This window comes from Ensifer sp. EB106-05-01-XG146 (assembly GCF_058791875.1).
Genome location: NZ_JBYTDX010000001.1, coordinates 3,342,501 through 3,367,762, shown reverse-complemented (window position 1 = coordinate 3,367,762; position 25,262 = coordinate 3,342,501). Strand labels below are relative to the sequence as shown.

General features: G+C 63.1%; 20 protein-coding genes (1 of these 20 only partly in view). 6 read left to right on the top strand and 14 right to left on the bottom strand.

Features of this window, described 5'->3' with window-relative positions:
- The first annotated feature begins 5 nt into the window (after positions 1-5).
- The 3 genes from AC3WVQ_RS16680 (at position 6) to metH (ending at position 5,600) form a co-directional block, all read left to right on the top strand.
- Positions 6-500 (top strand): heme-degrading domain-containing protein, encoded by a 495-nt coding sequence (locus tag AC3WVQ_RS16680; protein WP_034802370.1) that lies wholly within the window; start codon positions 6-8, stop codon positions 498-500.
- Positions 501-509: 9 nt separating this feature from the next.
- Positions 510-1,664, top strand: a complete 1,155-nt coding sequence (locus AC3WVQ_RS16675) for an AGE family epimerase/isomerase (protein ID WP_162728692.1) — start codon at positions 510-512, stop codon at positions 1,662-1,664.
- 165 nt (positions 1,665-1,829) lie between these two features.
- Entirely contained in the window at positions 1,830-5,600 is a 3,771-nt protein-coding gene (metH, locus tag AC3WVQ_RS16670; RefSeq protein ID WP_090295414.1) for a methionine synthase, read from the top strand.
- A gap of 48 nt (positions 5,601-5,648) precedes the next feature.
- Here metH and AC3WVQ_RS16665 read toward each other — a convergent pair whose 3' ends face one another.
- The 3 genes from AC3WVQ_RS16665 to AC3WVQ_RS16655 are packed head-to-tail and all read right to left on the bottom strand — an operon-like array spanning position 5,649 to position 8,969.
- Positions 5,649-6,476 (bottom strand): alpha/beta fold hydrolase, encoded by an 828-nt coding sequence (locus tag AC3WVQ_RS16665; RefSeq protein WP_060521353.1) that lies wholly within the window; start codon positions 6,474-6,476, stop codon positions 5,649-5,651.
- 34 nt (positions 6,477-6,510) lie between these two features.
- The gene (locus AC3WVQ_RS16660) at positions 6,511-7,533 is read right to left on the bottom strand and encodes a DUF1254 domain-containing protein (RefSeq protein WP_090295475.1); all 1,023 of its coding nucleotides are present in this window, start codon (positions 7,531-7,533) and stop codon (positions 6,511-6,513) included.
- 17 nt (positions 7,534-7,550) lie between these two features.
- Positions 7,551-8,969, bottom strand: a complete 1,419-nt coding sequence (locus tag AC3WVQ_RS16655) for a DUF1254 domain-containing protein (protein WP_110818914.1) — start codon at positions 8,967-8,969, stop codon at positions 7,551-7,553.
- 170 nt (positions 8,970-9,139) lie between these two features.
- On the opposite strand from AC3WVQ_RS16655, the gene AC3WVQ_RS16650 reads away from it, so the two are divergent.
- Positions 9,140-11,359 (top strand): adenylate/guanylate cyclase domain-containing protein, encoded by a 2,220-nt coding sequence (locus tag AC3WVQ_RS16650; protein WP_090295418.1) that lies wholly within the window; start codon positions 9,140-9,142, stop codon positions 11,357-11,359.
- 27 nt (positions 11,360-11,386) lie between these two features.
- On the opposite strand, the gene AC3WVQ_RS16645 is transcribed toward AC3WVQ_RS16650, so the two are convergent.
- The 9 genes from AC3WVQ_RS16645 to AC3WVQ_RS16605 form a co-directional block, all read right to left on the bottom strand.
- Complete coding sequence (locus AC3WVQ_RS16645; protein WP_492382871.1) at positions 11,387-11,890, bottom strand: YHS domain-containing (seleno)protein; 504 nt, start codon at positions 11,888-11,890, stop codon at positions 11,387-11,389.
- A gap of 22 nt (positions 11,891-11,912) precedes the next feature.
- A complete protein-coding gene (locus AC3WVQ_RS16640) occupies positions 11,913-12,503 on the bottom strand; it encodes an ankyrin repeat domain-containing protein (RefSeq protein ID WP_060611016.1) in 591 nt (196 codons plus the stop codon).
- Between the two features lie 132 nt (positions 12,504-12,635).
- On the bottom strand, positions 12,636-13,295 hold the full coding sequence (locus AC3WVQ_RS16635) for an aspartate/glutamate racemase family protein (RefSeq protein ID WP_060521350.1): 660 nt from the start codon (positions 13,293-13,295) through the stop codon (positions 12,636-12,638).
- Positions 13,292-14,755 (bottom strand): MFS transporter, encoded by a 1,464-nt coding sequence (locus AC3WVQ_RS16630; RefSeq protein WP_034802351.1) that lies wholly within the window; start codon positions 14,753-14,755, stop codon positions 13,292-13,294. The genes AC3WVQ_RS16635 and AC3WVQ_RS16630 overlap by 4 nt, the downstream gene beginning before the upstream one ends.
- Before the next feature lie 292 nt (positions 14,756-15,047).
- Positions 15,048-15,890 carry a MurR/RpiR family transcriptional regulator gene (locus AC3WVQ_RS16625; RefSeq protein ID WP_034802348.1) on the bottom strand — a complete coding sequence of 281 codons (843 nt, stop codon included), beginning with the start codon at positions 15,888-15,890 and terminating at the stop codon, positions 15,048-15,050.
- A gap of 122 nt (positions 15,891-16,012) precedes the next feature.
- Positions 16,013-16,933, bottom strand: coding sequence for a polyphosphate kinase 2 (gene ppk2 / locus AC3WVQ_RS16620; protein ID WP_060530005.1), 921 nt, complete (start codon positions 16,931-16,933; stop codon positions 16,013-16,015).
- A gap of 116 nt (positions 16,934-17,049) precedes the next feature.
- Entirely contained in the window at positions 17,050-18,528 is a 1,479-nt protein-coding gene (locus AC3WVQ_RS16615) for an aldehyde dehydrogenase family protein (protein WP_110818915.1), read from the bottom strand.
- Between the two features lie 63 nt (positions 18,529-18,591).
- On the bottom strand, positions 18,592-19,836 hold the full coding sequence (locus tag AC3WVQ_RS16610) for an MFS transporter (RefSeq protein WP_110818916.1): 1,245 nt from the start codon (positions 19,834-19,836) through the stop codon (positions 18,592-18,594).
- A 257-nt stretch (positions 19,837-20,093) separates the two neighbouring features.
- Positions 20,094-20,582 carry a DMT family transporter gene (locus tag AC3WVQ_RS16605; RefSeq protein WP_060521346.1) on the bottom strand — a complete coding sequence of 163 codons (489 nt, stop codon included), beginning with the start codon at positions 20,580-20,582 and terminating at the stop codon, positions 20,094-20,096.
- 80 nt (positions 20,583-20,662) lie between these two features.
- On the opposite strand from AC3WVQ_RS16605, the gene AC3WVQ_RS16600 reads away from it, so the two are divergent.
- A complete protein-coding gene (locus AC3WVQ_RS16600; protein ID WP_246812860.1) occupies positions 20,663-21,592 on the top strand; it encodes a LysR substrate-binding domain-containing protein in 930 nt (309 codons plus the stop codon).
- Between the two features lie 75 nt (positions 21,593-21,667).
- On the opposite strand, the gene AC3WVQ_RS16595 is transcribed toward AC3WVQ_RS16600, so the two are convergent.
- Positions 21,668-22,711 carry a Tim44 domain-containing protein gene (locus AC3WVQ_RS16595; protein ID WP_371589773.1) on the bottom strand — a complete coding sequence of 348 codons (1,044 nt, stop codon included), beginning with the start codon at positions 22,709-22,711 and terminating at the stop codon, positions 21,668-21,670.
- 202 nt (positions 22,712-22,913) lie between these two features.
- Positions 22,914-24,509 (bottom strand): GMC family oxidoreductase, encoded by a 1,596-nt coding sequence (locus tag AC3WVQ_RS16590; RefSeq protein WP_060582918.1) that lies wholly within the window; start codon positions 24,507-24,509, stop codon positions 22,914-22,916.
- Positions 24,510-24,840: 331 nt separating this feature from the next.
- On the opposite strand from AC3WVQ_RS16590, the gene AC3WVQ_RS16585 reads away from it, so the two are divergent.
- On the top strand, positions 24,841-25,262 hold the beginning of the coding sequence (locus AC3WVQ_RS16585; protein ID WP_060521343.1) for a LysR family transcriptional regulator. 523 nt of this gene lie beyond the right edge of the window; the window shows 422 of its 945 coding nt (coding positions 1-422); its start codon is at positions 24,841-24,843; its stop codon lies beyond the right edge, outside the window.

The window sequence follows — 25,262 nt, the reverse complement described above, 5'->3', positions numbered from 1 at the left end:
CCCCCATGAATATCGACAAGGACCTCGCCCGCATCGCGCGGCAGGAACAGGAATTGCAGTTCGAGCGCTTCGATCTCGATGCGGCGTGGGAGCTTGGCTCACTGCTGCGCAAGATGGCGGCCGAGCGCAAGCTTGGCGTCGTCATCGACATCACGCTCTTCTCGATGCAGGTGTTCTATGCCGCGCTCGACGGGGCTACGCCGGATAATCCGAACTGGGTTCGCCGCAAGCGCAACACCGTGTTCCGCCTGTTCAAGAGCAGCTATGCCACCGGCCGCGAGCTGGCCAAGGCGCAGACCAATCTGCAGGCCAAGCTCGGCCTTGCCGATGCGGATTATGCAGCGCACGGTGGCAGCTTCCCGATCGTCGTCAAAGGTACCGGCTGTATCGGTGCCGTCACCGTATCCGGCCTGCCGCAACGCGAGGACCACAACATGGTGGTCGAAGCGCTCTCGGCCCTGCTCGGCAAGGATCATGGCGCCTTGAAGCTCGAGGACTGAGAATTGGCATTGGATATAATTTCGCAATCACGCGTGCTGTCGGATTGGCTGGCAGACAAGGCCCTGCCGCTCTGGCGCGACAAGGGTGTCGATCATTCAGGCGGCTTCGTCGAGACGATCGATATGGCAGGCGAGCCGACTCGCGCCAACCGGCGTGCACGCGTTCAGCCGCGGCAGGTCTACTGTTTCGCCGAGGCCGGGCGGCGCGGCTGGTCCGGTGATTGGCGCGGTGCCGCCGAAGGCGGGCTTGCCTATTTCGATCGCATTTTCAAGCAGCCGAGCGGCTTTTACGGCGCGCTCGCCGATGCCGACGGCAATCTGCTCGATCCGTCCTTTGACCTCTACAACCAGGCCTTCGCGCTGCTTGCCTTCGCCTATCTGGGCGAGGTCGTGCCGGCCCGCAAGGCCGAGATGATCGAGCGCAGCAATGACCTTCGCTCGCGGATCGAGGCGCATGTCAAGCATCCGGTCGCCGGCTTCGAGGAAGACAATCCCTCGCGCCTGCCGCTCTGCTCCAATCCGCATATGCATCTCTTTGAGGCGTGCCTGGCGAGCGAGACGGTCGAGGGCTTCGATCGGGTTGGCTGGGCGAACCTCGCCGACGAAATTGCGCATCTGGCGATGGATTATTTCATCGATGCCGAGAGCGGTGTGCTGCGCGAATTCTTCGATCACGACTGGGCGCCGATGGCAGGCGAAAAGGGCCGGATCGTCGAGCCTGGACATCTGTTCGAATGGGCGTGGCTGCTTTTGCGCTGGGCGGAGCGCCGCGGCAGCGCCGAGGCGATCGTCAAGGCACGGCGGCTGTTCGATATCGGTGAGGCCCACGGCATCTGCGCGAACCGCAACGTCGCGATCATGACGCTTCTCGACGATCTGTCGGTGGCAGATCCGATCGCGAGGCTTTGGCCGCAGACCGAGTGGCTGAAGGCGGCCGTCCGCTTTGCCGCACTCACCAATGGTGCCGAGCGCGAGCGTTATCTTGCTTCGGCCGCGCGAGCAGCGGCGGCCCTTCAGACGTTTCTGGCGACGCCGATTGCGGGCCTTTGGCGCGACAAGCAGAAGGCCGACGGCACCTTCGTCGAGGAGCCGGCGCCGGCGAGCAGCTTCTACCATATCCTCTGCGCCATTTATGAAACCGAGGACTGCCTAGCCCGGATCTGATTTGCCGATCCAGAGTATCGCTTTCATTATGGCCCGTCGCGATTGCGGCGGGCCATTTTCTTTGCTCCGAGGGGTAAATGTGATTGCCGCATATGTTGACATAAAGATATCTTTATGTGATTGACTTGCCTTAGTGTTTGTCGTTTTCAGAACGGGAGATTTCCCATGTCCGCCATCGACGCCCTTTTCGGCGATGTTTCCTGCAAGCCGGATGGCTCCGAGATCAAGCGGGCGCTGGCCCAGGCCGCGCGCGAACGCATCCTGATCATGGATGGCGCGATGGGCACGGAGATCCAGCAGCTCGGCTTTGTCGAGCAGCATTTCCGCGGCGACCGATTTGGCGGCTGCGCCTGTCATCAACAGGGCAACAACGACCTTCTGACGCTGACCCAGCCGAAGGCGATCGAGGACATCCATTACGCCTATGCCATCGCCGGCGCGGATATCCTTGAAACCAACACGTTCTCCTCGACCCGCATCGCCCAGGCCGATTACGGCATGGAAGACATGGTCTATGATCTCAACCGCGATGGTGCCCGAGTGGCTCGGCGCGCGGCCAAGCGGGCCGAAGCCGCAGACGGTCGCCGCCGTTTCGTCGCCGGCGCGCTCGGGCCGACGAACCGCACGGCGTCGATTTCGCCCGACGTCAACAATCCCGGTTATCGCGCCGTCACCTTCGACGATTTGCGAATCGCCTATGCCGAACAGATCCGCGGTCTGATCGACGGCGGCGCCGACATCATTCTGATCGAGACGATCTTCGATACGCTGAACGCCAAGGCGGCGATCTTCGCGACCAAGGAAGTCTTTGCGGAGAAGGGTATCGACCTGCCCGTCATGATCTCCGGCACGATCACCGACCTCTCGGGCCGCACCCTGTCCGGGCAGACGCCGACGGCCTTCTGGCACTCGGTGCGCCATGCCGAGCCTTTCACCATCGGGCTCAACTGCGCGCTCGGCGCCAATGCCATGCGCGCCCATATCGACGAACTTTCAAGCGTTGCCGATACCTTCGTCTGCGCCTATCCCAATGCCGGCCTGCCGAACGAGTTCGGCCAGTACGACGAAACGCCGGAGCAGATGGCCGCCCAGGTGGAAGCCTTTGCGCGCGACGGGCTGCTCAACATTGTCGGCGGCTGCTGCGGCTCGACGCCGGCCCATATCAGCGCGATCGCCAAGGCCGTTGCCAAGCATCCGCCGCGCGAGATCCCCAAGGTCGAGCCGCTGATGCGGCTCTCCGGGCTGGAGCCCTTCACGCTCACCTCCGACATTCCCTTCGTCAACGTCGGCGAGCGCACCAACGTCACCGGCTCGGCGAAGTTCCGCAAGCTGATCACTGCCGGCGATTATTCGGCCGCTCTCGACGTCGCGCGCGACCAGGTGGCGAACGGCGCCCAGATCATCGACATCAACATGGACGAGGGCCTGATCGATTCGAAGCAGGCGATGATCGAGTTCTTGAACCTCGTCGCCTCCGAACCCGATATCGCCCGCGTTCCCGTGATGATCGATTCGTCGAAGTGGGAAGTGATCGAGGCGGGCCTGAAATGCGTTCAGGGCAAGCCGCTGGTCAATTCCATCTCGATGAAGGAAGGCGAAGAGGCGTTCCTGCACCATGCCAGGCTTTGCCGCGCCTACGGTGCCGCCGTCGTCATCATGGCCTTCGACGAGGTCGGCCAGGCCGACACCCAGGCGCGCAAGATCGAGATCTGCACACGCGCCTACAAGCTCCTGACGGAACAGGCGGGCTTCCCGCCCGAAGACATAATCTTCGATCCGAACATCTTCGCCGTGGCGACGGGCATCGAGGAACACAACAACTACGGTGTCGACTTCATCGAGGCGACGCGCGAGATCATCAAGACCCTGCCGCACGTGCATGTGTCGGGCGGCGTCTCCAACCTCTCCTTCTCGTTCCGCGGCAACGAGCCGGTGCGCGAGGCAATGCACGCGGTGTTCCTCTACCACGCCATCCAGGCGGGCATGGACATGGGCATCGTCAACGCCGGCCAGCTCGCCGTCTATGACGCCATCGATGCCGATCTGCGCGAGGCCTGCGAGGACGTGGTGCTCAACCGCCGCGCCGATTCGACCGAGCGCATGCTGGAGATCGCTGAGCGCTATCGCGGACAGGGCGGCTCGCAGGGCCGCGAGAAGGATCTTTCCTGGCGCGAATGGTCGGTGGCAAAGCGCCTCGAACATGCGCTGGTCAACGGCATCACCGAATACATCGAGGCTGATACCGAGGAGGCTCGGCTTGAGGCAGCGCGGCCGCTGCATGTCATCGAGGGCCCGCTGATGGCCGGCATGAACGTCGTCGGCGACCTCTTCGGTTCCGGCAAGATGTTCTTGCCGCAGGTGGTCAAATCCGCACGCGTTATGAAGCAGGCGGTCGCCGTGCTCTTGCCGCACATGGAGGCAGAAAAGCTCGCCAATGGCGGCGAGGCGCGCGAAAGCGCCGGCAAGATCCTGATGGCGACGGTCAAGGGCGACGTGCACGACATCGGCAAGAACATCGTCGGCGTCGTGTTGGCCTGCAACAATTACGAGATCATCGATCTCGGCGTCATGGTGCCCTCGGCGAAGATCCTCGAAGTGGCGCGCGAGCAGAAGGTCGACATCATCGGTCTCTCTGGCCTGATCACGCCCTCACTGGATGAAATGGTGCATGTCGCCTCGGAACTTGAGCGCGAAGGCTTCGACGTACCGCTGCTGATCGGCGGCGCGACCACCAGCCGCGTGCACACCGCCGTCAAGATCAATCCGCGCTACGATCGCGGCCAGACGGTCTACGTGACCGATGCCAGCCGCGCCGTCGGCGTCGTATCGAGCTTGCTCTCGCCCGAAGCGCGCGACAATTACATGGAGACGGTTCGGGCGGAGTATCGCAAGGTCGCCGACGCGCATGCGCGCAACGAGGCGGAAAAGCGCCGGCTGCCCCTGTCGCAGGCACGTGCCAATCAGCATCGGGTTGACTGGTCGAATTATCAGGCCAAGACGCCCTCGTTCCTCGGCACGCGCGTGTTCGAAAGCTGGGATCTGGCGGAGCTTGCCCGCTACATCGACTGGACGCCGTTCTTCCAGACCTGGGAGCTGAAGGGCGTCTATCCGAAGATCCTCGACGACGAGGCGCAAGGTGCGGCTGCCCGCCAGTTGTTCGACGACGCGCAGGCGATGCTGAAAAAGATCATCGAGGAGAAGTGGTTTGCGCCGAAGGCGGTTGTCGGCTTCTGGCCGGCAGGCACGGTCGGCGACGATATCCGGCTCTTTACCGGAGAGGATCGGGCCGCTGAACTTGCGACCTTCTTCACGCTGCGCCAGCAACTCAGCAAGCGCGATGGCCGTGCGAACGTGGCCCTTTCCGACTTCGTCGCGCCTGTTGATAGCGGCTCCAACGACTATGTCGGCGGTTTCGTTGTCACAGCCGGCATCGAGGAAGTGGCGATCGCCGAGCGCTTCGAGCGCGCCAACGACGATTACTCCTCGATTATGGTCAAGGCGCTGGCCGATCGTTTCGCCGAGGCCTTTGCCGAGCGCATGCATGAATATGTGCGCACCGAACTCTGGGGTTATGCGGCGGACGAGACGTTTACGCCCGTGGAGCTGATTGGGGAGCCCTATGCCGGCATCCGCCCGGCGCCGGGTTATCCGGCCCAGCCCGATCACACGGAAAAGGCAACGCTCTTCCGGCTGCTTGACGCAGAAGCAACGATCGGCGTCAGCCTCACCGAGAGCTATGCGATGTGGCCGGGTTCGTCGGTTTCCGGCCTCTATATCGGCCATCCCGAAGCCTATTACTTCGGTGTCGCCAAGGTCGAGCGCGACCAGGTCGAGGACTATGCGACACGTAAACGCATGCCGGTGCGCGAGGTCGAGCGCTGGCTGTCGCCGATCCTCAACTACGTGCCGATGCCTGAGACCGAAGCGGCCGAGTAGCGTCGCCTGAGGGCGAGATGACGAGCCGACAAGGGCTCGTCAATGCCGTCATTGCGCGTCGCCTTTGGGCTCGTCTTCGAGTGCGACAAGGAAAGCCGTGAGCGCGGCATTGAAGCGGTCGGGCCGCTGCAGCGGGGCGAAGTGGCTGACGCCATCGAGAAGGATGAACGCGGCGCCGGGAATGCTGCGGGCGAGATGGTCAGCATGCTCGTGTTTGATGAACTCGTCGTTTTCGCTTTGGACGATCACGACCGGCACGCGGATCTTGCCGAGATCTTCCGCCGTGTAGTTCGGCTCGGTTCTCTGCATTTCGCTGACGGCGTCGACGAAGGTGCTGAAATCGTCGGGCGTCGCCGACAGCGCGCGGTAGTCTTCGGCATGACGGCTGAAGCAACGGTCGAGCACCGGGCTCGGCTCGATGTCCTTCGTTCCGCTCGGGTCCATGTTGCAGGCGAAGAAGAAGACGCCGCTGACGCGTTCCGGCGTCTGTGAGGCGAGGATAAGCGCGATGCAGGCGCCATCGCTCCAGCCGGCAAAGGCGGCCTTCTGAATATCCAGCCTGTCCATCACCGCAAGCACGTCCGCCGCCATCAGTTCGTAGGTGTAGGGCTTTCGGTCGCGGGTGCTGCGGCCATGGCCGCGGCTGTCGATCAGGATGACGCGGTGGCCAGTGTCGAGCAGGGCCGGGACTTGAAAGCCCCAGTTGCCGCTGTGGCCAAGGCCGCCGTGCAAGAGGATAACCGGTTCGCCCGATCCATAGGTCGCATACCAGATTCGTGCGCCGTCACGCTCGACACGGCCTTCACCCGTTGCTGCGGGCAGGGGCGTTGCGCCATGCTCGGCGAAGGCCGCAAGGTTGTCATCGCTGTGTTCCATGCATGCGGCCTCCGCTGCCAAATTCGCGGCACGCCTAGTTTACCGGCTGCGGCTCGGGAAAGTACCAGGTTCCGTCGAGGATTTCCTTGCGCGGCCGGTAGAGCCGCACCGTATAGTTCCAGCCGTCGACCACGGGCAGGCAGTTGGCGATCTTGCCGTCGCAGCCGCCGAACTGGATCGAGACGCTGCCATCGTCGCCCTTCTTGGCGGTGATATTGTTGATCGCGTAGGCATTGTAGGCGTTCTTTTCGTAGAAGCCTTGCGCGTCGTAGACGCTGACCGACCAGAAGGCATCGACCGGTACGTCCTTGACGTCGAGCTTGTAGATGGTCTTGCCGTCGTTCTTGGCGGGCGTGACGTTGAGATAGGACGCGTCCTTGTCGGGGTTGCCGCCCCAGCCGGTCGCGGTGCCGATCAGATGGCGGATCGGGTCGACGTCGGCCTTGGTGCCGAAGGCCTTCTTGAAGTCCGGCATGGTGGCGCCGAGCGCAAGCAGGGCTTCGCGCACCTTCTTCTGGCTGGCCGGGTCCCAGGCCGGGATTTCGAACGTGCCTTCCTTCTCCTGGGTCACCTTGATCGCATCCTGCAGGGCGTGGACTTCGGCGATATCCTTCTGGTCGGTCGGATCGACCAGGGTGCGGACGCCGACAACGGCGTAGCGCGTGCCGACCTTTTCCTTGGTCAACGTCACCTCTCCGGCGCCGTAGACGACCTCCGGCACATAGTGGTCCTCATTGACCACCTGCAGCGACATGAAGCGTTTTCCCGCGTCCGGCATGGTGACCGTAACCGGGCCCGCGTCGAGATCGAACACGGCCGATGAATAGAGCGTATCGCGGTTGAGGCGAATGACGGTCTGATTGTCGATCGAAGCCGGTTCGCGCCGATGCACGAATTTGCCGAAGGCGCCGTCCTTGACCATGGAGGCGAGGTACATGTCGCTCTCGGCACGAACGAAGTTGTCGACACCGACGGTTACGGGGTCGGCGGCGCTTGCCTGGGTTGCGGCAGCCATCGCCAGTGCACTGGCAATGAGGAACGAACGATAGTGTTTCATATTCAAATCCTCGTTGATCAGTTGGCGCGCCGCATCGGCGGCGCTTTCCATTTTCCGTCCAATGCGTCCGGCTTTGGCCAGTAGAGCCGCATGGCGGTGAAGAACGGGCCGCTCGGCGCCGGCAGCCAGTTTGCTTCCTTGTCAGGCCCAGGGCTCTCGTGCTGGACGTAGAGCGTCACGCCGCCATCGGCGTCCTTTTGCAGGTTCGGTAGCATCGGCGAGTTGATGAGATAGCGGTTAAGCGGATTGGCGTAGAGCAGGCTCGACGGCAGTTCGTAGAGGGTCAGCGACCAGAAGGCGTTGACCGGCGGCAGTTGCTCGGGTTCGAAGCGCAAGGTGTAGTGGCCCGACCCGGTCAGCGGCTTCTTCTGGTCATCGACGAAATAGGCGGGATAGAGAGCTTCGTCCTTCGAGTTGCCGTAGATACCGAGAACCGCGCCGGACATGCGCTGCATATAGTCGTTCTTCAGGAACTCCCGCGTGCCGAACGCGTCGGCACTCGAAGCCTTGCCGGTGTCGATTTCGGTTTCCTTGTGTTCCTTGAACGCCGCCCAGGCGTCCGCCATGCCGTCAGTGATCGCCTTCTGGATCTCCGGCGAGAAAGCCGTGATGTCGAACGTCTTGCCCGCACCGATGTTCAGATCGGCGAAACGCTGCATCAGCGCCGTTTCGGACGGGTGCGTCGGGCAGTAATGCAGGATAAAATTCAGGACCCTGTAGAAGTCAGGCGAGGTCTTTTCGTCAGCCGCGCTCAACGGGGTGATAAAATCGACGGCCGCGGCCGGTGCCGGAGCCGGCTGACCAAGGAAGCTCGACAGCAGCTCGACCCTGTAGCCCGCCTGGATCTTCTTGACGTTCTCGATGTCGGCGGGATCAAACATCTGCGTGCGGTAAAGCACGAAAGCGAATTCCGTTTCCGACCGGATCACCGCCTTGATCCCGGGCGGGGTTTCACCCTTCCAGCCCGGTCCCGCCAGCAGGAAGGTGCCAGCCTCGCTGCCGGTGGCGCGACTTCCGACATAGGCGAAATTGAAGGTGTACATGTCGACGAACTGGAGCGAGTAGTAGCGCTCCTTCTCGACCGCCGGCACGGTCAGGACCAGCGGCTCGGCGCGCAGGTCCGCGCCCAGGAAGGAGTAGGGCGTATCGGAATTTGGCGTCTGGATCGCCTTGTCGTCAGGCGTATAGACCCGCGCGGTATTGTTGAGCGTATTCCAGCCGCTCTTGAACTCGGGATTGCCGTGATCGACGAAATAGGAATGCTGCACCCTGTAGCTGTCGACCAGCGGGAAACCGTAGATATAGGCGTCCTTGGCAATGGCGCGCGCCTCGTCCGCAGAGAGGCCTGCATCGGCAGCCCTCGCGCTCGTCAACTTGAGTGCGGGAAGTGCCGTGGCAAGAGCGCCGAGCACCAGCAGAGACCGTCGTTTGAGCATGGCAGCTTCCTTCGGATGATCGCCTGTAATCGTGGCACTTCAGCGAGGTCCTGCAAGTACGTAACGGTTACGGCCTGGTCGACGCGTCTCGTCCATGCGTGCCGATGGCGCCGCCCGCCAAGCTGCGGTACCATTGCCTCTGGAGTACATCGCACGTTGAGAGCCCGTCGATGGAGCGCCGTCTCGCAGCCGTCCTGATCGCGGATGTCGTCGGTTACAGCCGCTTGAGCCGGCTGGACGAGGAAGGGACGCGCTTGCGATTCCAGTCGGATCTCGGCGATATTCTCGAGCCGCTTTTCCGCGAGCATCACGGGCGTCTGGTGAAGACGATGGGCGATGGCCTGCTCGTCGAATTCCGCAGCGTTGTCGACGCGACCCAATGCGCAGTCGAGATCCAGCGGCGCAAGGCGGAGGCGGAAGCCGACAAGGCGCCAGATGGCGAGAGGCTGGACTTCCGCATCGGCATCAATCTTGGCGACATCATCGTCGAGGGTGACGACATCCATGGCGACGGCGTCAACATCGCCGATCGGGTCCAGGGACTTGCCGAGCCGGGTGGTATTGCGATCTCCGGCACGGCTTACGACCAGGTCAGCTCCAAGCTGAAAGTCGGATTTGCGTCCCTGGGTCAACAGACGGTCAAGGGGCTTGCCGAGCCGATCCGGGTTTACCGGGTCCTCCTCGATCCGGGGGCCGCCGGCAGGACGGTTGTCGAGAAGCCTCGACGCAATGCGGCCTGGGTGAAGGGATCGGTCGTTGGTCTCGTCGCGATTGCGCTGTCGACTGCGGTCGCCTGGTGGCAGCCTTGGACGTGGATCGGGCAGGAGGGGATGGCGCAGCGCTTCGCCTATCCGCTGCCGGACCAGCCTTCGGTTGCCGTGCTGCCCTTCATCAATGTCAGCGGCGACAGCGATCACGACCATTTGGCCGAGGGGCTGACGGACGATCTCATCACAGAACTCTCGAAAGTGTCCGGCCTCTTTGTCATCGCGCGCCATTCGGTGTTCGCGCTGAAGGGCAGTACCGACAAGATCCAGGACGTGGCCGCCGAGCTTGGCGTACACTATGTGCTGGAGGGCACGCTGCAGCGGGCGGACCAGCGGTTGCGCATCAACGTCAAGCTGATCGATGCGATGAGCGGTCTTTCGCTCTGGGCCGAGCGCTACGATCGGCAATACGCCGACCTCTTTGCGGTTCAGGACGACGTGATCGGCAAGATCATCGCAGCGCTCGAGGTCAAGCTCAGCGAGGGCGAACGCGACCAGCTGGCGCGCATTCCGACGGACAATCTCGAGGCCTACGACAACTACATGCGCGCCGAGCAGCAGGGCTTGATCTGGCGCGACGTCGACACCTATCGCCAGACGCTTTCCTATTATCAGCGGGCGATCGATCTCGATCCGAAGTTCGCCGATGCGCATGCCGGTATCGCCCGGGTCGCCGTCGACGTCTGGCGCAACGACTACAACTATCTCTGGTCCGCGGCCGTGGCGCGCAAGATCGCCTATGATGCGGCGGGACAGGCCCTGAAGCTCGACGCCAACAACGCCCGCGCCCATACCGTGCTGGCGCTGCTGCAGCTGGTGGACGGCCGTCCCCTTGAGGCAAAGGAATCGGCGCTTCGAGCCGTCTCGGCGCAGCCGGGGGATGCCGAGGCGCTCGCCAATCTGGCGCTGATACTGGCCCAGACCGGTGAACACGAGCAGGCGCTCGACGATATCGAGCGGGCGCTGAGGCTTGATCCGTCGCCATCTTCGAGCCTGCAGCTGCTTTCGGGCATCGTCTATTACACGACGCGTCACCTTGAGAAGGCGATCCCCCTGATTGAAGCGGCCGGCGCATCCTTGCCAAAGGCGGAGGCGGTGCGGGAGTATCTGGCGTCGGCCTATGCCCAGCGCGGCGACCAGCAGAGTGCGGCCGCCGAAGCGGACGAGCTGTTGAAGCTCTTCCCGGACACGAACCTGAGCTACTACGGCTATCTCTACGACTACTGGCGCGAAGAGGATCTCTATCGCCACCTCTTCGGCCTTCGCGTCGCCGGTATTCCGGAATGGCCCTTCGGCTTCGTCGGCGCCGCCAGCGACCGGCTCGGCCCGGCCGAGCTGAAACAACTGACCACCGACAAGACCTGGGTCGGCGTGCACAAGAACGGCACGGGCTTTGCGCAGTTTTTCGACAAGGACGGCAACACCGCCTATCGCACCAGCAACACCAACATCACCGGTCGGATTGAAGTGAAGGGCAACCAGCTCTGCGAAAAATATGACGGCTATTTTCTCGACCGCATGGTCTGCGGCTATGTCTACCGCAATACGGCAAAGGGCGAGCGCACGGCGGACTACATCAATGTCACGCCGCAGTCGCTGAAGTTCTTCTCGATCGAGAAGTGACGGTTGTCATCGCCGAGCCGCCGGCCTTCAGGGCCGGGGCTGCGTCCAGTTGATGTTCGCCTTCTCGGTGAGCAGCGTCTGCTCGACCTCGGACCAGTGCTTGCGCGAATCGACCACCTTGTTCGGGTTCTTCACCAGTCCGTCGGCTGCGCCCGGATCGTAGCTGAGATAGAGCTTGTCCTTGATGATGCGCCAGGCTTTGGGATCGATGTTGGTCGTGACCGTGCCGAAGGAGACGCCATCGGCGCAGTAGCCGCCATATTGCGGCGCATAGCGGGTCGGCTCCTTGATGAACTGGTCGCGATGCTCGGCGCTGGCAAACTGCCAGGTGGCGCCAAGCCAGCGATAGCTGAATTCGGGTGATCCTTCGACAGCCTTGTTCTCGGTGAAATAGGCGACGGGATCGTAACCCTTGATCGCCACGTCACCGAAGTAGCCGGTGTTCACGGGCTCTTCTGCCAGTGACGGGACGGCCGGCGCAAGGAACGCCGTTGTCGCCGCGATTATAAATCGTATGGAGTGTCGAGACATGCCGTTTCCTCCGTTTCCGGATCTATTGACGTTTCGTGCATTCGCCGTAGAGCCATTCGCCGACAAGCTCGGCCTTCTGGCAGGTGGCGCCGGCCTTCAACAGAAGTTCGGCGGCCGGCCAATAGGACCGCCAGCCGGCCTGGGTGAGCGGCGTATAGCCGTTGCGCTCCTTGGCTTCGATGTCTGCCTTGTTGGCAAGCAGGAAGGCGACCACTTCGGCGTGGCCTTCTTCGGCTGCTGCATGCAGAGGCGACATCTTGTAGAAGTTGGCGACGTCGTTGACCGCCGCGCCCTTGGCGACGAGTAGTTTGACGGTTTCGAGATTGCCGCCATAGGCCGCGGCGTGAAGCGCGGTGAGACCACCCTTATTGCGGATCTCGATGTCGTTGCCGCGCTCGATGAGAAGGGCGACGACCTCGGCGCGACCCTTGAGAGCGGCAATCAACAGCGCCGGTTCACCGGCCGCATCCGGCTCGGTTATGTCGGTTCCCTGATCGAGCAACTGTTTGACGCGTTCCGTGTCGCCGTCCCGTGCCGCGTCATGCAAAGGACCCGCGTTCGCCGCCGCGGCGAAGAACGCCACCGCGACCAGCGAAGCAAAGAGAGATTTCATCGCGTAACCTCCGCCCCAGCTTCGGTCTCGCCAATTAGGAAGGGCGAAAATACCACAGGGCGGCCGGCGGAAACAGGCATTAGCGCCGCCCGATCCATACTCCTTTTGGGTGTCTGCGATGAGGAATGCCTGTCAGGCGGCGACCTGCATCAGGTCGAGCATGCGGCCGATTGCGCTCGGGATGGGGGCGATGATCGGCGTCGAAAACATCGGCTGGAGCTCGTCGGCCGCCTGGCCGAGCGGGCCGCCGCCGATGATGACGGCCTCGGCGCCGTCGAGCTCGATGCATTGGCGGACCGCATCGCCGAGAGCCGAAAGCAGCCGATCCGGGTGGGCGGAAAGCGCCAGCGGATCGCCCGAAGTGCAACGGATGCCGGTATATTGTTCCCAGACGCCGAGATCGCGGGCGCGGTCGTCGATCGCCTGGATCAGTTCCGGCGTCGTGGTGGCGACGCCGAATTTGCGGCCGCCCTGTGAGGCCTCGATCATCGAGGCCTCACAGATTCCGATGACGGGGATATCGAGCCGGTGCTTGAGCGCGGCAAGGCCGGGATCGCCGAAGGCGCTGACGACGATGCCGAGGCATCCGGCCTCATGCTTTTCGCCGATCTCGACGACCTCGGCAGCGGATGCGTCCAGCTGCTCCGGCGTGACGATCATCGGCGGGTTCCGCATGGCCGTGGCGACTGCCACGGCCATGCGTCCTGATGCCGCCCGGCGTGCGATGGCGACCATCATGTCGCTCGTGGCACGCGAACTGTTCGGGTTGATCAGAAGGATATGTGCGCTCACGTTCTCAGTTCCACGCCGACTTTGATTTCAGAAGTGTCAGCCTTTGCCAGGTCGGCATCGGCAGGCTGGGTGAGGTCTTCCATCGACATGCCGTAGGTTTCGGGGCCGAGCTGGATGCAGAAGGCAAAGACCGCATACATGCCGGCGGCAAGCCCGAAGACACCGACCATGCCGTAGACGTCGAAGAGGGCGCCGGCGATGGTGGGGACGAAGGAACCCGCGGCCGAACCGGTTGCCAGGATCAGCGCCACGCCGAAGGCGCGGATGCGGGTCGGAAAGAGTTCGGGCGCATAGATCCAGATCGAGGTGTTGAGCAGCAGCACGAAGAACTGGAAGATCGCGCCGAACATCAGCACCAGATAGATGTTGGTGCCGAGATAGGCGATCGAGACCGCCGCGAGGCAGGCGAACACGGCGCCGAGCGTCAGCACCTTCTTGCGCGGAAAGTAGTAGCCGAACATCGAGGCGGCGATGGCACCAAGCACGCTGCCGCTCTGGATGATCATGCTGTAGAGCAGGCTGCCCTGCAGCGTGTAGCCCATGGAGACGAAGATGATCGGCATCAGCGTCAGCACGGAAAGCTGGGCGCCGTAGCTCATCAGGATGGCGATGGCGACGGGGATCGTGCGGCCGATGAAGGGCGCGCGGAAGAGTTCCTTCCAGTCGCTCTTGGCCGGCTCTTCGTCCTTCAGGTGATCCTTGGTCAGATACTCCTGGACCTTGAGATTGCGCGGGCGCAACGAGCCGGAGGCAAGGATGGAGAGCACCTTGTTGGCTTCGTCGATCTTGCCCTGCGAAGCCAGGAAGCGCGGGGTCTCCGGCACGAAGCGGCGGTAGAAGACGACGAGCAGAGCCGGGAGCGCGAGGGCGGCGAAGAGCCAGCGCCAGCTGTTTTCACCCGGGAAGAGGGTGAAGATCATCAGGCCGAAGGCGGGCGCCAGGAAGTTGCCGAAGCCGCCGGCGCCGACATTGACGAGGCCGGCCGCCGTGCCGCGGAATTTCGGCGAGCAGAATTCCGACAGCATGGTAACGGCCGTCGAGATTTCGCCGCCGACGCCGAAGCCGACGATGGCACGGGCAAAGCAGAGCGTGGCGAAGTTCGGCGCCATGGCGCAGGCGGCCGAGCCAATGGTGAAGAGCAGGAGGTTGATGGTCAGCATCACGCGTCGGCCGTAGCGGTCGCCGAGGATGCCTGAAAGCAGGCGGCCGATCGCCGCGCTGCCAAAGGTGATGGTGTTGAGGAAACCGATGTCGGTGCCGGTAAGGCCCCAATGTTCTTTCAGGATCGGGCCGGCAACGCCGATGGTGTTCTGTTCGAAGCTGTCGAACAGGCAGCCGATGAGCACGAGGGCGAGAATTTGCTTGTGGGCGCCGGTGACGCCGATCTTGGTGAAGGCTGATTCCAACTGTCTGATGACCGGCGATGACCTGCCGGACGGTACCATATTTTCCGCTGCCATGGTTCGTTCCCCTTTATGGCTTAACAACGTGAAAATGTGAAAACTCAGTTTCATGAAATCTACATCATGAAATCTGAGTTTCATAGGAGATTCTATGACGCGCTGCGAAAGGAAATGGCCGCTCGCAACCCAGGTTATGGAATGCAGATTTCGTGCCACTCGACGGGAAACGACAGTTTCTCGTTTGCCGTCAAAAGCTTGGCGACAGATTGCACTCTAACGGGCGGTTGAAACCCAGATTTCTTGTGCTCGAAAAATGTTCTGCCGTTTCAGGCAAATGCCCAATCGGCGCTCACAATTCGTCGAGAGCGTCGTTGATCGCCTCGATGCCGCGCAGGCGGTTTCGGCCGGCGGGACCGGCGATTTCGATGCAACGCGTGGTGAGCAGATGGCAGAGCGCCATCACCGAGACGTGGTTGAACAGGGGCCCCGGCGCCAGCGTCTGGCAGCGGAAATGCCATTCTGCCTGGTTGAGGAAGGGAACGCCTTCGTCGGTGATATAGAGCAGCCTTGCGCCCGATTTTTCGAGCTGCGCGAGGATCGGTTCCATCAACGTGACGCGCCGGCGCAGGCCGAAAAGGATGACGACGTCGTCGTTGTTGATGCTGACCAGATGTTCGCCGAGCGTCTGGCCGCCGCCGGGAATGGCCGAGATGTGCTCGACCACCTGTGTCATCTGCCATTGCAGATAGGTGGCGAAGGAATGGCTGGCGCGAAAGCCGATGACCCAGACTTTGCGGGCGCCAAGGATGGCGGTTGCCGCCGCCGTCACCTGGGTTTCGGAAATGGCGAGAAAGGTCGCTTCGATATTGGCCACGCCCTGCGCCACATGGGACGTGAGCGACTGCTCGCCGCCGCTGTCGGTGGCGGTTGCAAGGAACAGGCGCGAACCGGTCTGCTTGTCGGCGCGGGCATGCCGACGCGCTTCTTCGTAATTGTCGTAGCCGAGCCGCTGGATGAAGCGAGAGACCGTCGCCTTCGACACATGTGCGAGCGCCGCCAGTTCCTGGGCTGAGTAGCTGGCGACCTCGCCTGGAAAATCGCAGAGGAAGTCGCCCAGCCGCCGCTCGGCCGGATGCAGTTCCGGCAGCACTTGGCGAACACGGGTGAGGAAGGAACGTTCTTTCGGGCTCATGCGATGTCCATGAAACTGGCGTTTCACGGCAATCTCTGATTTTCGCGGGGATATTGCAAGCGAGGCGGGCGGATGCCGCCTCGCTTTCAACGGCTGCAGACGCGGGCGGTTGCCCGCGTGCGTCAGTATTTCGACGGCACGTAGAGTTCCGGCGGCAGAACCTTGCGCTCGTAGTCCGGGTTGAAGACGCGTTCCGGCAGGGAGATTTCCTCGTGCGGCACGTCCTCGTAGGGGATCTGCCTCAACAGGTGGTCGATACAGTTCAGACGGGCGCGCTTCTTGTCGTTGCCTTCGACGATATGCCAGGGTGCTTCCGGGATGTTGGTTCGGGCGAAGGTCTCCTCCTTGGCCTTGGTGTAACCTTCCCAGCGCACCCGCGACTGCAGATCCATCGGCGACAGCTTCCACTGCTTCAACGGGTCGTGAATGCGCACCAGGAAGCGCATCTGCTGCTCCTCGTCGGTGATCGAGAACCAGTACTTCACCAGCCGGATGCCGGAGCGAACCAGCATGCGCTCGAATTCCGGCACGTCGTCGAAGAACTGCTCGACCTGGTCCTCGGTGGCGAAGCCCATGACGCGCTCAACGCCGGAGCGGTTGTACCAGGAGCGGTCGAAGAGCACGATCTCGCCGCCGGCCGGCAGGTGCGGCACGTAGCGCTGGAAATACCATTGCGTCTTTTCGCGGTCGGACGGTGCCGGCAGCGCGACGACACGCACGACGCGGGGATTGAGCCTCTGGGTGATGCGCTTGATGACGCCGCCCTTGCCAGCGGAATCGCGGCCCTCGAAGATCACCACCACCTTTTCCTTGTGATGGACCACCCAGTCCTGCAGCTTGATCAGTTCCGACTGCAACTTCAGCAGCGAGCGGAAGTAATCGATGCGCGGGATCGATGGCGGGTGGTTCTTGCGGTAGATCTTGCGGATCTCTTCCGACAGCGCCGGTTCGGAAAGCTCGAGTTCGTAGTCCTCGTCGAGCGTGTCGGCCAGTTCCGCTTCCAGCCAGTCCTGCGTTTCGATCTCGTCGTTCGACCTGTTCATCTGACCCTCCGGATTGCGTGTGTTCGACGACAACTTTGCGTGATGCCATCGTTAGTCGGCTTATTTCACAGCCGCATGAAGGGAATTTGACGCTGACCTCCACGCCCCGATCGGCGCTATCCCTTGATGTACCAGCCCCAGGGCTCGTCGGCGTCGAAACTGGTGATCTGCTTGGTCTCCAGATAATTGGAAAGGCCCCAGCGGCCGAGCTCACGGCCGATGCCCGATTGCTTGTAGCCACCCCAGGGTGCTTCGGTGAAGGTCGGCTGCGAGCAGTTGATCCAGACGATGCCAGCGCGAAAAGCGCGGGCGACGCGCTCGCAGCGGTCCCTGTCGGCCGACATGACGGCGGCTGCAAGACCGAAGCGGCTGTTGTTGGCCATGCGGATCGCGTCGGCCTCTTCGCCAAACGGCTTGACGCAGACGACCGGACCAAAGATCTCCTCGCGCCAGACGTAACTGTCTTCGCGCATATCGGTCAGCACCGTCGGTTCGATGAAGTAGCCGCTGTTGAGGCCGGCCGGGCGGCCGCCGCCGGCAGCCACCGTGGCGCCGTCCTGGCGGGCGCGGTCGATCGCGCCCATGATCTTGTCGTACTGCCCCTTCGAGACGATCGGCCCGAGCAGGGTTCCGTCTTCCAGACCATTGCCGATGGTGATCTTCGCCGCTTCTTCGCAGAGGCGCTTGACGACGGTCTCGTAGATCGTCTCCTCGACGAGCACGCGCGAGGTCGCCGAGCAGACCTGGCCCTGGTTCCAGAAGATGCCGAACATGATCCATTCGACGGCCTTGTCGATGTCGCTGTCGGCAAAGACGACGAAGGGCGACTTGCCGCCGAGTTCGAGGCTGACATTCTTGATGTCCTGGGCACCGGCCATCATCACCTTGCGGCCGGTGACGACGGAGCCGGTGAAGGCAAGCTTGTCGACCAGTGGATGCTCGGTCAGCGGCTGGCCGGCGTCCTGGCCGGTGCCGGTGAGGATGTTGAGCACGCCGGCCGGCAGCCCGACTTCCTCGGCGATGACGCCGAGCTCAAGTGCTGTCAGCGGTGTCAGCTCCGACGGTTTGAGCACGATGGTGCAGCCGGCGGCCAGCGCCGGCGCCACCTTCCACGACACCATCAGCAACGGATAGTTCCACGGGGTGATCGCGCCGACGACGCCCAGCGGTTCGCGCACGGCGCGTGACGTGAAGCGGCTGTCGCCGACGGCGATCGCCTCCTCAGGGCTGGTGTCCAGTTCCTCGGCGAGGCCGGCATAATAGCGGAAGCAGCCTGCAGCATCGTCGATGTCCCACAATGCTTCCGGCAGCGGTTTGCCGTTGTCGGCGACTTCGAGCCGGGCCAGCGAGTGGCGCTTTTCCTCGATCTTGGCGGCGATTGCACGCAGATAGGCGGCGCGCTCGCTGCCCGAAAGTTTTGGCCAGGGGCCGCTATCGAAGGCGATGCGGGCCGCCTTTGCGGCCCGGTCCACGTCCTCGTAGGTTGCCGCAGGTGCACGATGGATGATCTCCTCCGTCGCCGGATCGATCACGTCGAGCGTGCCGCCGCGCCGCGGTTTTTCCCATTTGCCATCGATGAACAACCGGTCCTGCATGCAATACCCCTTTATAGCCCGGTGCGAGTATGGCCAGTCAAAGTGAAACACGCCAGCCGTAAGTTACGGCTGGCGTTGATCTTTTTGCCGCGAGACACTGCTCTGACGGTCGGTCGCCGACCCGCGCCACGCGAGGAACGGCAGAACCGGAAGCACGGCGCAGGCGCTGGCAAAGAGCCAGAACTGCCCGAGGGTCACGAGATCGCTGGTATAGAAGGCTCCCGAGACGATGCCGGCGATCAAGCAGGCATCCATGAGTGGCAAGCTCACGGCGTAAAACACTGCCTGGCGCTCCAGGGACAGGCAGCGTTGCAGGAGGGTAAAGTAGGTAGCGAAAGCGATCATCTCCGGTATGCCGCCGACGATCAGCAGTCCGCTGGCCACCAGGGAGTTGGGGGCAAAAATCAGCGCGAAGGTCGAAAGGCCTTCGAGCAGGCTGGAGAGAAGATAGGCGCGAAGCAGCGCCTGCGTACTGGTCAAAGCTCCCGCCAATCGGTGCGAGACGACGGCACCAATCAGGGCGCCGGCGCCCTGTGCCGCCAGAAGCAAGGTCCACATCTCCGGGCCGAGATGAAACTGGTCACGACTGAGCCAGAACAGGAACGGCTGCAGTGTCCCGAGCGAGACCATGTAGCCGAAGGCCGGGAGCAGCAAAGCCCAGAGCAAGGGGTTCTCGCGAAACATCGCAAGGGTTTCCCGTCCGAAGCCCGATGCGTGCGAGGGTGCCGCGTTCTCCTGCACCGGCTTGTCGCGTGGTTGAAGCACCAGCAGAAGGGCTGCCCCGATCTGGGCAAGGGACAGCGCAAGAAGGGTTGTCACGATCGAGGTGGAGGCAGCTGCCAGACCCGCCGCCGGCGGACCGAAAATCTTGGCGAAGCGGTCGATCGCCTGGAAGGCGGTGTTGGCCTCCATGTTGCGGCCGGCTGGAACGACGGCGGCGCGCAGCATCAACAGACCCGGCGTGACCACCGCGTCCGCAGCGCCGATGACCAGGACGATCATGTGCAATGTCATTGCGTCCGGCGCGAACGCAAGGCCGGGAATGGCGATGGCGGTCACCGACAGGCAGCACAGCACCGGAAGCTGCGGGCCGCTGCGCCGTAGGAGCGAGGCGACGATCGGCGCAAGCAGGAGGCTCGGCAGCAGACGCAAGGCAAGACTGCCGACCAGTTCCGCACCGGCGCCGAAGCGGCTTGCAACGACGAGCGGCAGCGCGGCGACGAGCATCCAGGAGCAGAAGGAATCGACGGTGAGGACGAGGCTGATGCGCCGGAAGGCGGCATCGCCCCAAAGATTGGATTTGTCCATAGGAGAGCCCGATGAGACGCAATCGATCTCGGGTCTGCTGTATTGGGCAGGTTTGATGAGATCGAATGCGAACAGGATAAGCCCGCGCAAGAGGCGGACGGTTCTGGGCTCACAGATGCAAGCCCCGCCTTGCGGGGCAAATCAGGCCATCAAATGGGGTTCGCTCGACATGGTCAGCCATTTACCATGGGTGCTTCTCAGGTGACAAGCGGCAGCCTTGATCGTCATGGCTGCCGCTGCCGAGATGCGGCTCTGTGCTATCGCGGCGCGTTGGCCAAGGCCGGCGTGACATTGGCGATCTGGGTGATCACCATGCCGCCGACGATGAAGAACAGGCCGGTCAGCCGCGCCGCATTGACCGGCTTTTGCGGGAAACCCATCAGGCCGTAGTGATCGATCAACATGGAAATGACCATCTGGCCGGCGATGACGGCGACAATGAAGCTTGCCGCGCCGAGCTTCGGCGCAAGGAGAAGAGCCGCAGTGATGTAGATCACGCCGGCGAGGCCGCCGACCCAGATCCACCACGGACCCTTGAATGCCACAGCCAGGCTGGGCAACGGCGCCCGGAAGGCAATCAGCATCGGCAGGATGAGCGCGAGACTGACGCCGAGCGAGACGACCGTCGCCCAGAGCGGATGGCCGAGGAGGCGGCCAAGGTTGGCATTGGCGCCGGCCTGGAGGGGGACGACGGCGCCGGCGAAGATCGCCACGGCAAGCAACAGGAGGGAGGAGAGATTGGGCATTGTTTTTCCTTTTTGTTGCGGCGACCCTCCATCATCTATCTTGGGAATGGAAATTCCAATTTTTCACGTGCTATATTCGTATGATGAATAATCTTGGCGCAATCGACCTGAACCTGCTCGTGGTGCTCGACGCGCTCCTGGCGGAGCGCCACGTCTCGCGCGCGGCTCTGCGGTTGAACAAGAGCCAGCCTGCCGTCAGCCATGCGCTGGCGCGGTTGCGCGCTCTGTTCGACGATCCCTTGCTGGTTCGCCATGGCGGCCATCTCGAGCCGACGGTGCGGGCGCTGGAGATCGCGCCGCAGCTTGCCGAAGCGCTCGCGCATATGCGTCTGCTCATGGGTTCTCAGCCATTCGATCCGGCGCGCGAGCCCCACGTCTTCCGGCTGGCGATGTCCGATTACGCTGCGCTTGTGCTGCTGCCGCAACTGATGACCGTGCTGCGCCGGCAGGCGCCGAACGTCGATCTCCTCGTCAGCCAGGCAAGCCGCGAAGTGATGATGGCGCAGGCCGTCGACGGCGAAATCGATCTGGCGCTCGGGGTTTTCCCGACGCTTGCCGAGGATCTGAGGACATCATTGCTGTTCGAGGAGCACTTCGCCTGCCTGGCCGATCGCGCGAGCCTCGGCGGCGAAACGACGATGGATCTTTCGGCCTATCTGCAGCGGCCGCATATTCTCGTCTCCCTGCGTGGCGATACCGGCAACGAGATCGACCTTGCGCTTTCGGCTATTGGACACAAGCGCCGCATTGCGCTGGCCCTTCCTCATTGGAGTGCGGCGCCGGGTCTCGTTCCGGGAACCGACCTCGTGCTAACGGTTGCGCGCCGGATCCTGCCCCGCGACGGGGAGATCGGGCCGCTCGCCATCTTCGCGCCACCCTTCGCGATCCCGCCCTTCGCCTTCCGGCAGATCTGGCACCGGCGGCGCGACGGCGACCCCGCCCATCGCTGGCTGCGGGATCTGATCACCGGCATCCTCGCGCCGCCGACTGGGGCCCCCGCGGCCGTGTGATTGGACGGCCTGAAAACGAAAAGGCCCGGTGCGGCGATGCCGACCGGGCCTTTTTTCTATAGGCTTTGCTGCGCTTCAGTCGTGGCTGACGCCCTGGATCGCCGAAACCTGCCATTCGGCACCCGGCTTGCGCACGAAAGTCCAGAGCTCGACGGCTTCCGTCAGATTGTCCGGATCGCCGCTGATCACCTTGCCGGTGGTGCGGTCGCGCATGACGTCGATGCTCTCGTAACGCATGGCGACGGTCGCAAATTCGGTACCGTTCTCCGACCAGGCTTCGGCGACGTCGCCCTGAACGAGGTGCACGTCGCGCACATCGTTCTTGACGCCGCTCGTGGCGTTGTCGCTGAGCTCTTCTGCTAGGTACGACATGGCTTCCGGCGTCGTCAGGCGACGCAGCGTGCCGTAGTCTTCCGCGGCGTAAGCCGCCTGCACGTCCTTCAGCATCTTTTCGAACTGCTCGAGGTCAGACCCCTGGACGCCGATTTCATCGGCCGGGCCGTCGGTGACGGGCGCCGCCTGAGGGGCTGCCTGGGGTCGAGCCTGCGCCTGACCGCTTGCCTGGCCGCCGCCGATGCTCGGGATCTTGAACGACGGCATGCCGTTCGATGGCTGCTGGCCCGACGAGCGCTCGGACGGGCCGGCATAGGCTGTCTGCTGGCGGTTGCGGTTAAAGAAGCGCATGGCGAGCATGATCAGGCCACCGATCAGGAGCATCTGCACGATCAGGCCGAGGAAGCCGGCAGCACCGCCGAAACCGCCGCCCATCAGCATGCCGATGAGGCCGCCGACCATCAGGCCACCGAGCAGCGAACCGCCGAAGCCGCTGAAGAAGCCCGGACGGGCGTTCGGCTGGGTGGCGTTCGGGCGCGTCTGGCCGGCTGCCGGATTGGTCGCGGCCGGGCCTGCGTCCTGGCGCGGCGTCATCGAACGGTCGATCGGTGCCGCGTTGGTCGGCGCGGTACGGGTGACCGGCGGTTGCGAGAAGGTGCGGGTGCCGCGGCTACCGAAGCCGCCGCCCGAACGCCGCGCTTCGGCGACGTCCACAACGGTCAGCGCAACGACCATGCCGATCGCCATCATTGCCAGAGTTCGTCCAAAACGCCCAAATCGCTGCATTGCCATCACAACCCCTAAATCTTGCTTGGGCTCAAACCGAGCCATCAGGACCTGATATAGGGGCTCAACGCCTGAGATTTAAGCTTTTCGCGTCGCTTTTCGGCCAGTTTACCGTTATCCGACACCGCTAGCTGGCCGAATCCGGCATGGAATCAGCATCTTCGGCGGACGCCCGAGTGCCGCCCGCCCTTGCCGCTGACGCCTAACGATTGACTGCCAGGATCATCGTTGCCGCCTTTTCGGCGATCATGATCGTCGGCGAATTGGTGTTGCCCGAGGTGATCGTCGGCATGACCGAGGCGTCGGCGATGCGCAATCCCTTCAGACCGCGCAGGCGCAGTTCCGGATCGACGACGCTCTCCGGATCGGCGCCCATGCGGCAGGTCCCAACCGGATGGAAGATCGTCGTGCCGATATCGCCGGCCGCGCGCTTCAGGTCCTCCTCGGTCTCGTAGGACGGGCCCGGCTTGAACTCGACCGGGTTGAAGCGGGCGAACGAGGGTTGCTTGACGATTTGCCGCGTCAACCGGATGGCGCTGACCGCGACATCGCGGTCGGCCTCCGCCGTCAGGTAGCGCGGCCTGATGTCCGGCGCGGCGGCAAAATCCGGACCCTTCAGATGTACCGATCCGCGGCTTTCCGGGCGCAGATTGCAGACGCTGGCGGTGATTGCCGGGAAGGAATGAACCGGCTCGCCGAACTTGTCGAGCGACACCGGCTGCACATGATACTGCAGATCCGGCGTTTCCTTTTCCGGCCCGGAGCGGGTGAAGATGCCGAGCTGGCTCGGCGCCATTGCCATCGGCCCGGAACGCTTCAGTAGATATTCGAGTCCGATCGACGCCTTGCCGAACAGCGAGTTTGCCTTTTCGTTGAGCGTCGGTACGCCGGTGACCTTGTAGGCCATGCGGAGCTGCAGATGATCCTGCAGGTTTTCGCCGACGCCGGCGCGTTCGTGGCGAAGCTCGATGCCGTTTGCCTGCAGCACGTCACCACGGCCGATGCCGGAGAGTTCGAGGATATGGGGTGAGCCGATCGCGCCGGCGGAGAGCACAGTTTCGCGGGTTGCGCCGGCGCGCTTGACTGTGCCGTCATGCTGGAATTCAACGCCGGCGATGCGATCGCCCTCGATGATCAGCTTGCGCACATGCGCCTTGGTCAGAACTGTGAGGTTGCCGCGCTTCTGGGCCGGGCGCAGGAATGCCTTTGCGGTGTTCCAGCGGATGCCGGAACGCTGGTTGACATCGAAATAACCGGAGCCTTCGTTGCTGCCGCGGTTGAAATCCGGCGTCTCGGGAATGCCGGCTTCGCTTGCCGCCTTCTGAAAAGCGTCGAGCACGTCCCAGCGCACGCGCGCCTTTTCCACCCGCCATTCGCCGCCGGCGCCGTGCATCTCGTTGGCACCGCGATAGTGGTCCTCGGATTTCCTGAAGAGCGGCAGCACGTCGTCCCAGCCCCAGCCGGTACAGCCGAGCTGGCGCCAGTGGTCGTAGTCCTCAGCCTGGCCGCGCATATAGATCATGCCGTTGATCGACGAGCAGCCGCCGAGCACCTTGCCGCGGGGATAGCCGAGTGAACGGCCGTTCAGGCCCTCTTCCGCTGCGGTCGTGAAACACCAGTCCGTGCGCGGATTGTTGATGCAATAGAGATAGCCGACCGGAATATGGATCCAATGGTAGTTGTCGCGGCCGCCGGCTTCGAGCAGCAGCACGCGATGCCCCGGGTTTTCCGAAAGGCGGTTGGCAAGCACGCAGCCGGCGCTACCTGCCCCAACGACGATGAAGTCGTATATGTCCATGGTTCTCCCTCGATATGTACGGCGCGACCCTTCAGATCCCGGGTTCGGGCGACATCGCTCCTTCAGCCGCGCCCCGGCGCCGCATTCTTGAGCTTCGTCATCTTGTCTTCTTCCTGAACCGCCAGCCGCCGCGAACGAACGCAGGAATACTCCGGCGCCGGATGGTGGCCGCCGGGGGCGTTCGTTTCGGTCTGTTCATATTTGGCCAGACATGCTCCTCAGATGTCCGCTCTGACGCGTACAATCGGGAAAAAACCGCTTGGATGCAAGCGTCCGGAACCGTAAATTGCAAAACAGGATCTGTTCATTTTCGGACAGACGGGGAGTAAGCATGAATCCGAATTTCACCTGGGACGATCTGCAGTTCTTTCTGGCGGTGGCCCGCACCGGGCAACTGTCGACGGCGGCGCGGCGCTTGAGGACCAGCCATGCCACGGTGTCTCGTCGCATCGACAGGCTGGAATTCGCGCTCAAGGTCAAGCTGTTCGAGCGCAATCCGCGCGGCTACATCTTGACCGGCATGGGCCAGCGCTTCGTCGAAACCGCCGAGCGGATCGAGCGCGAGACCGAACAATTGCAGCTCGACATCAATGACGGTCTGACGGCGCAGCGCGGCGTCGTCCGTCTCAGCACACTCGAAGGCTTCGGCAACTTCTTTCTGGCCGACCGGCTGGCGGACTTTGCGGCGCGCTATCCGAACGTCTCCCTGGAGATGCTGGCGATCCAGCAGATCATGTCTCTGTCGCGCAAGGA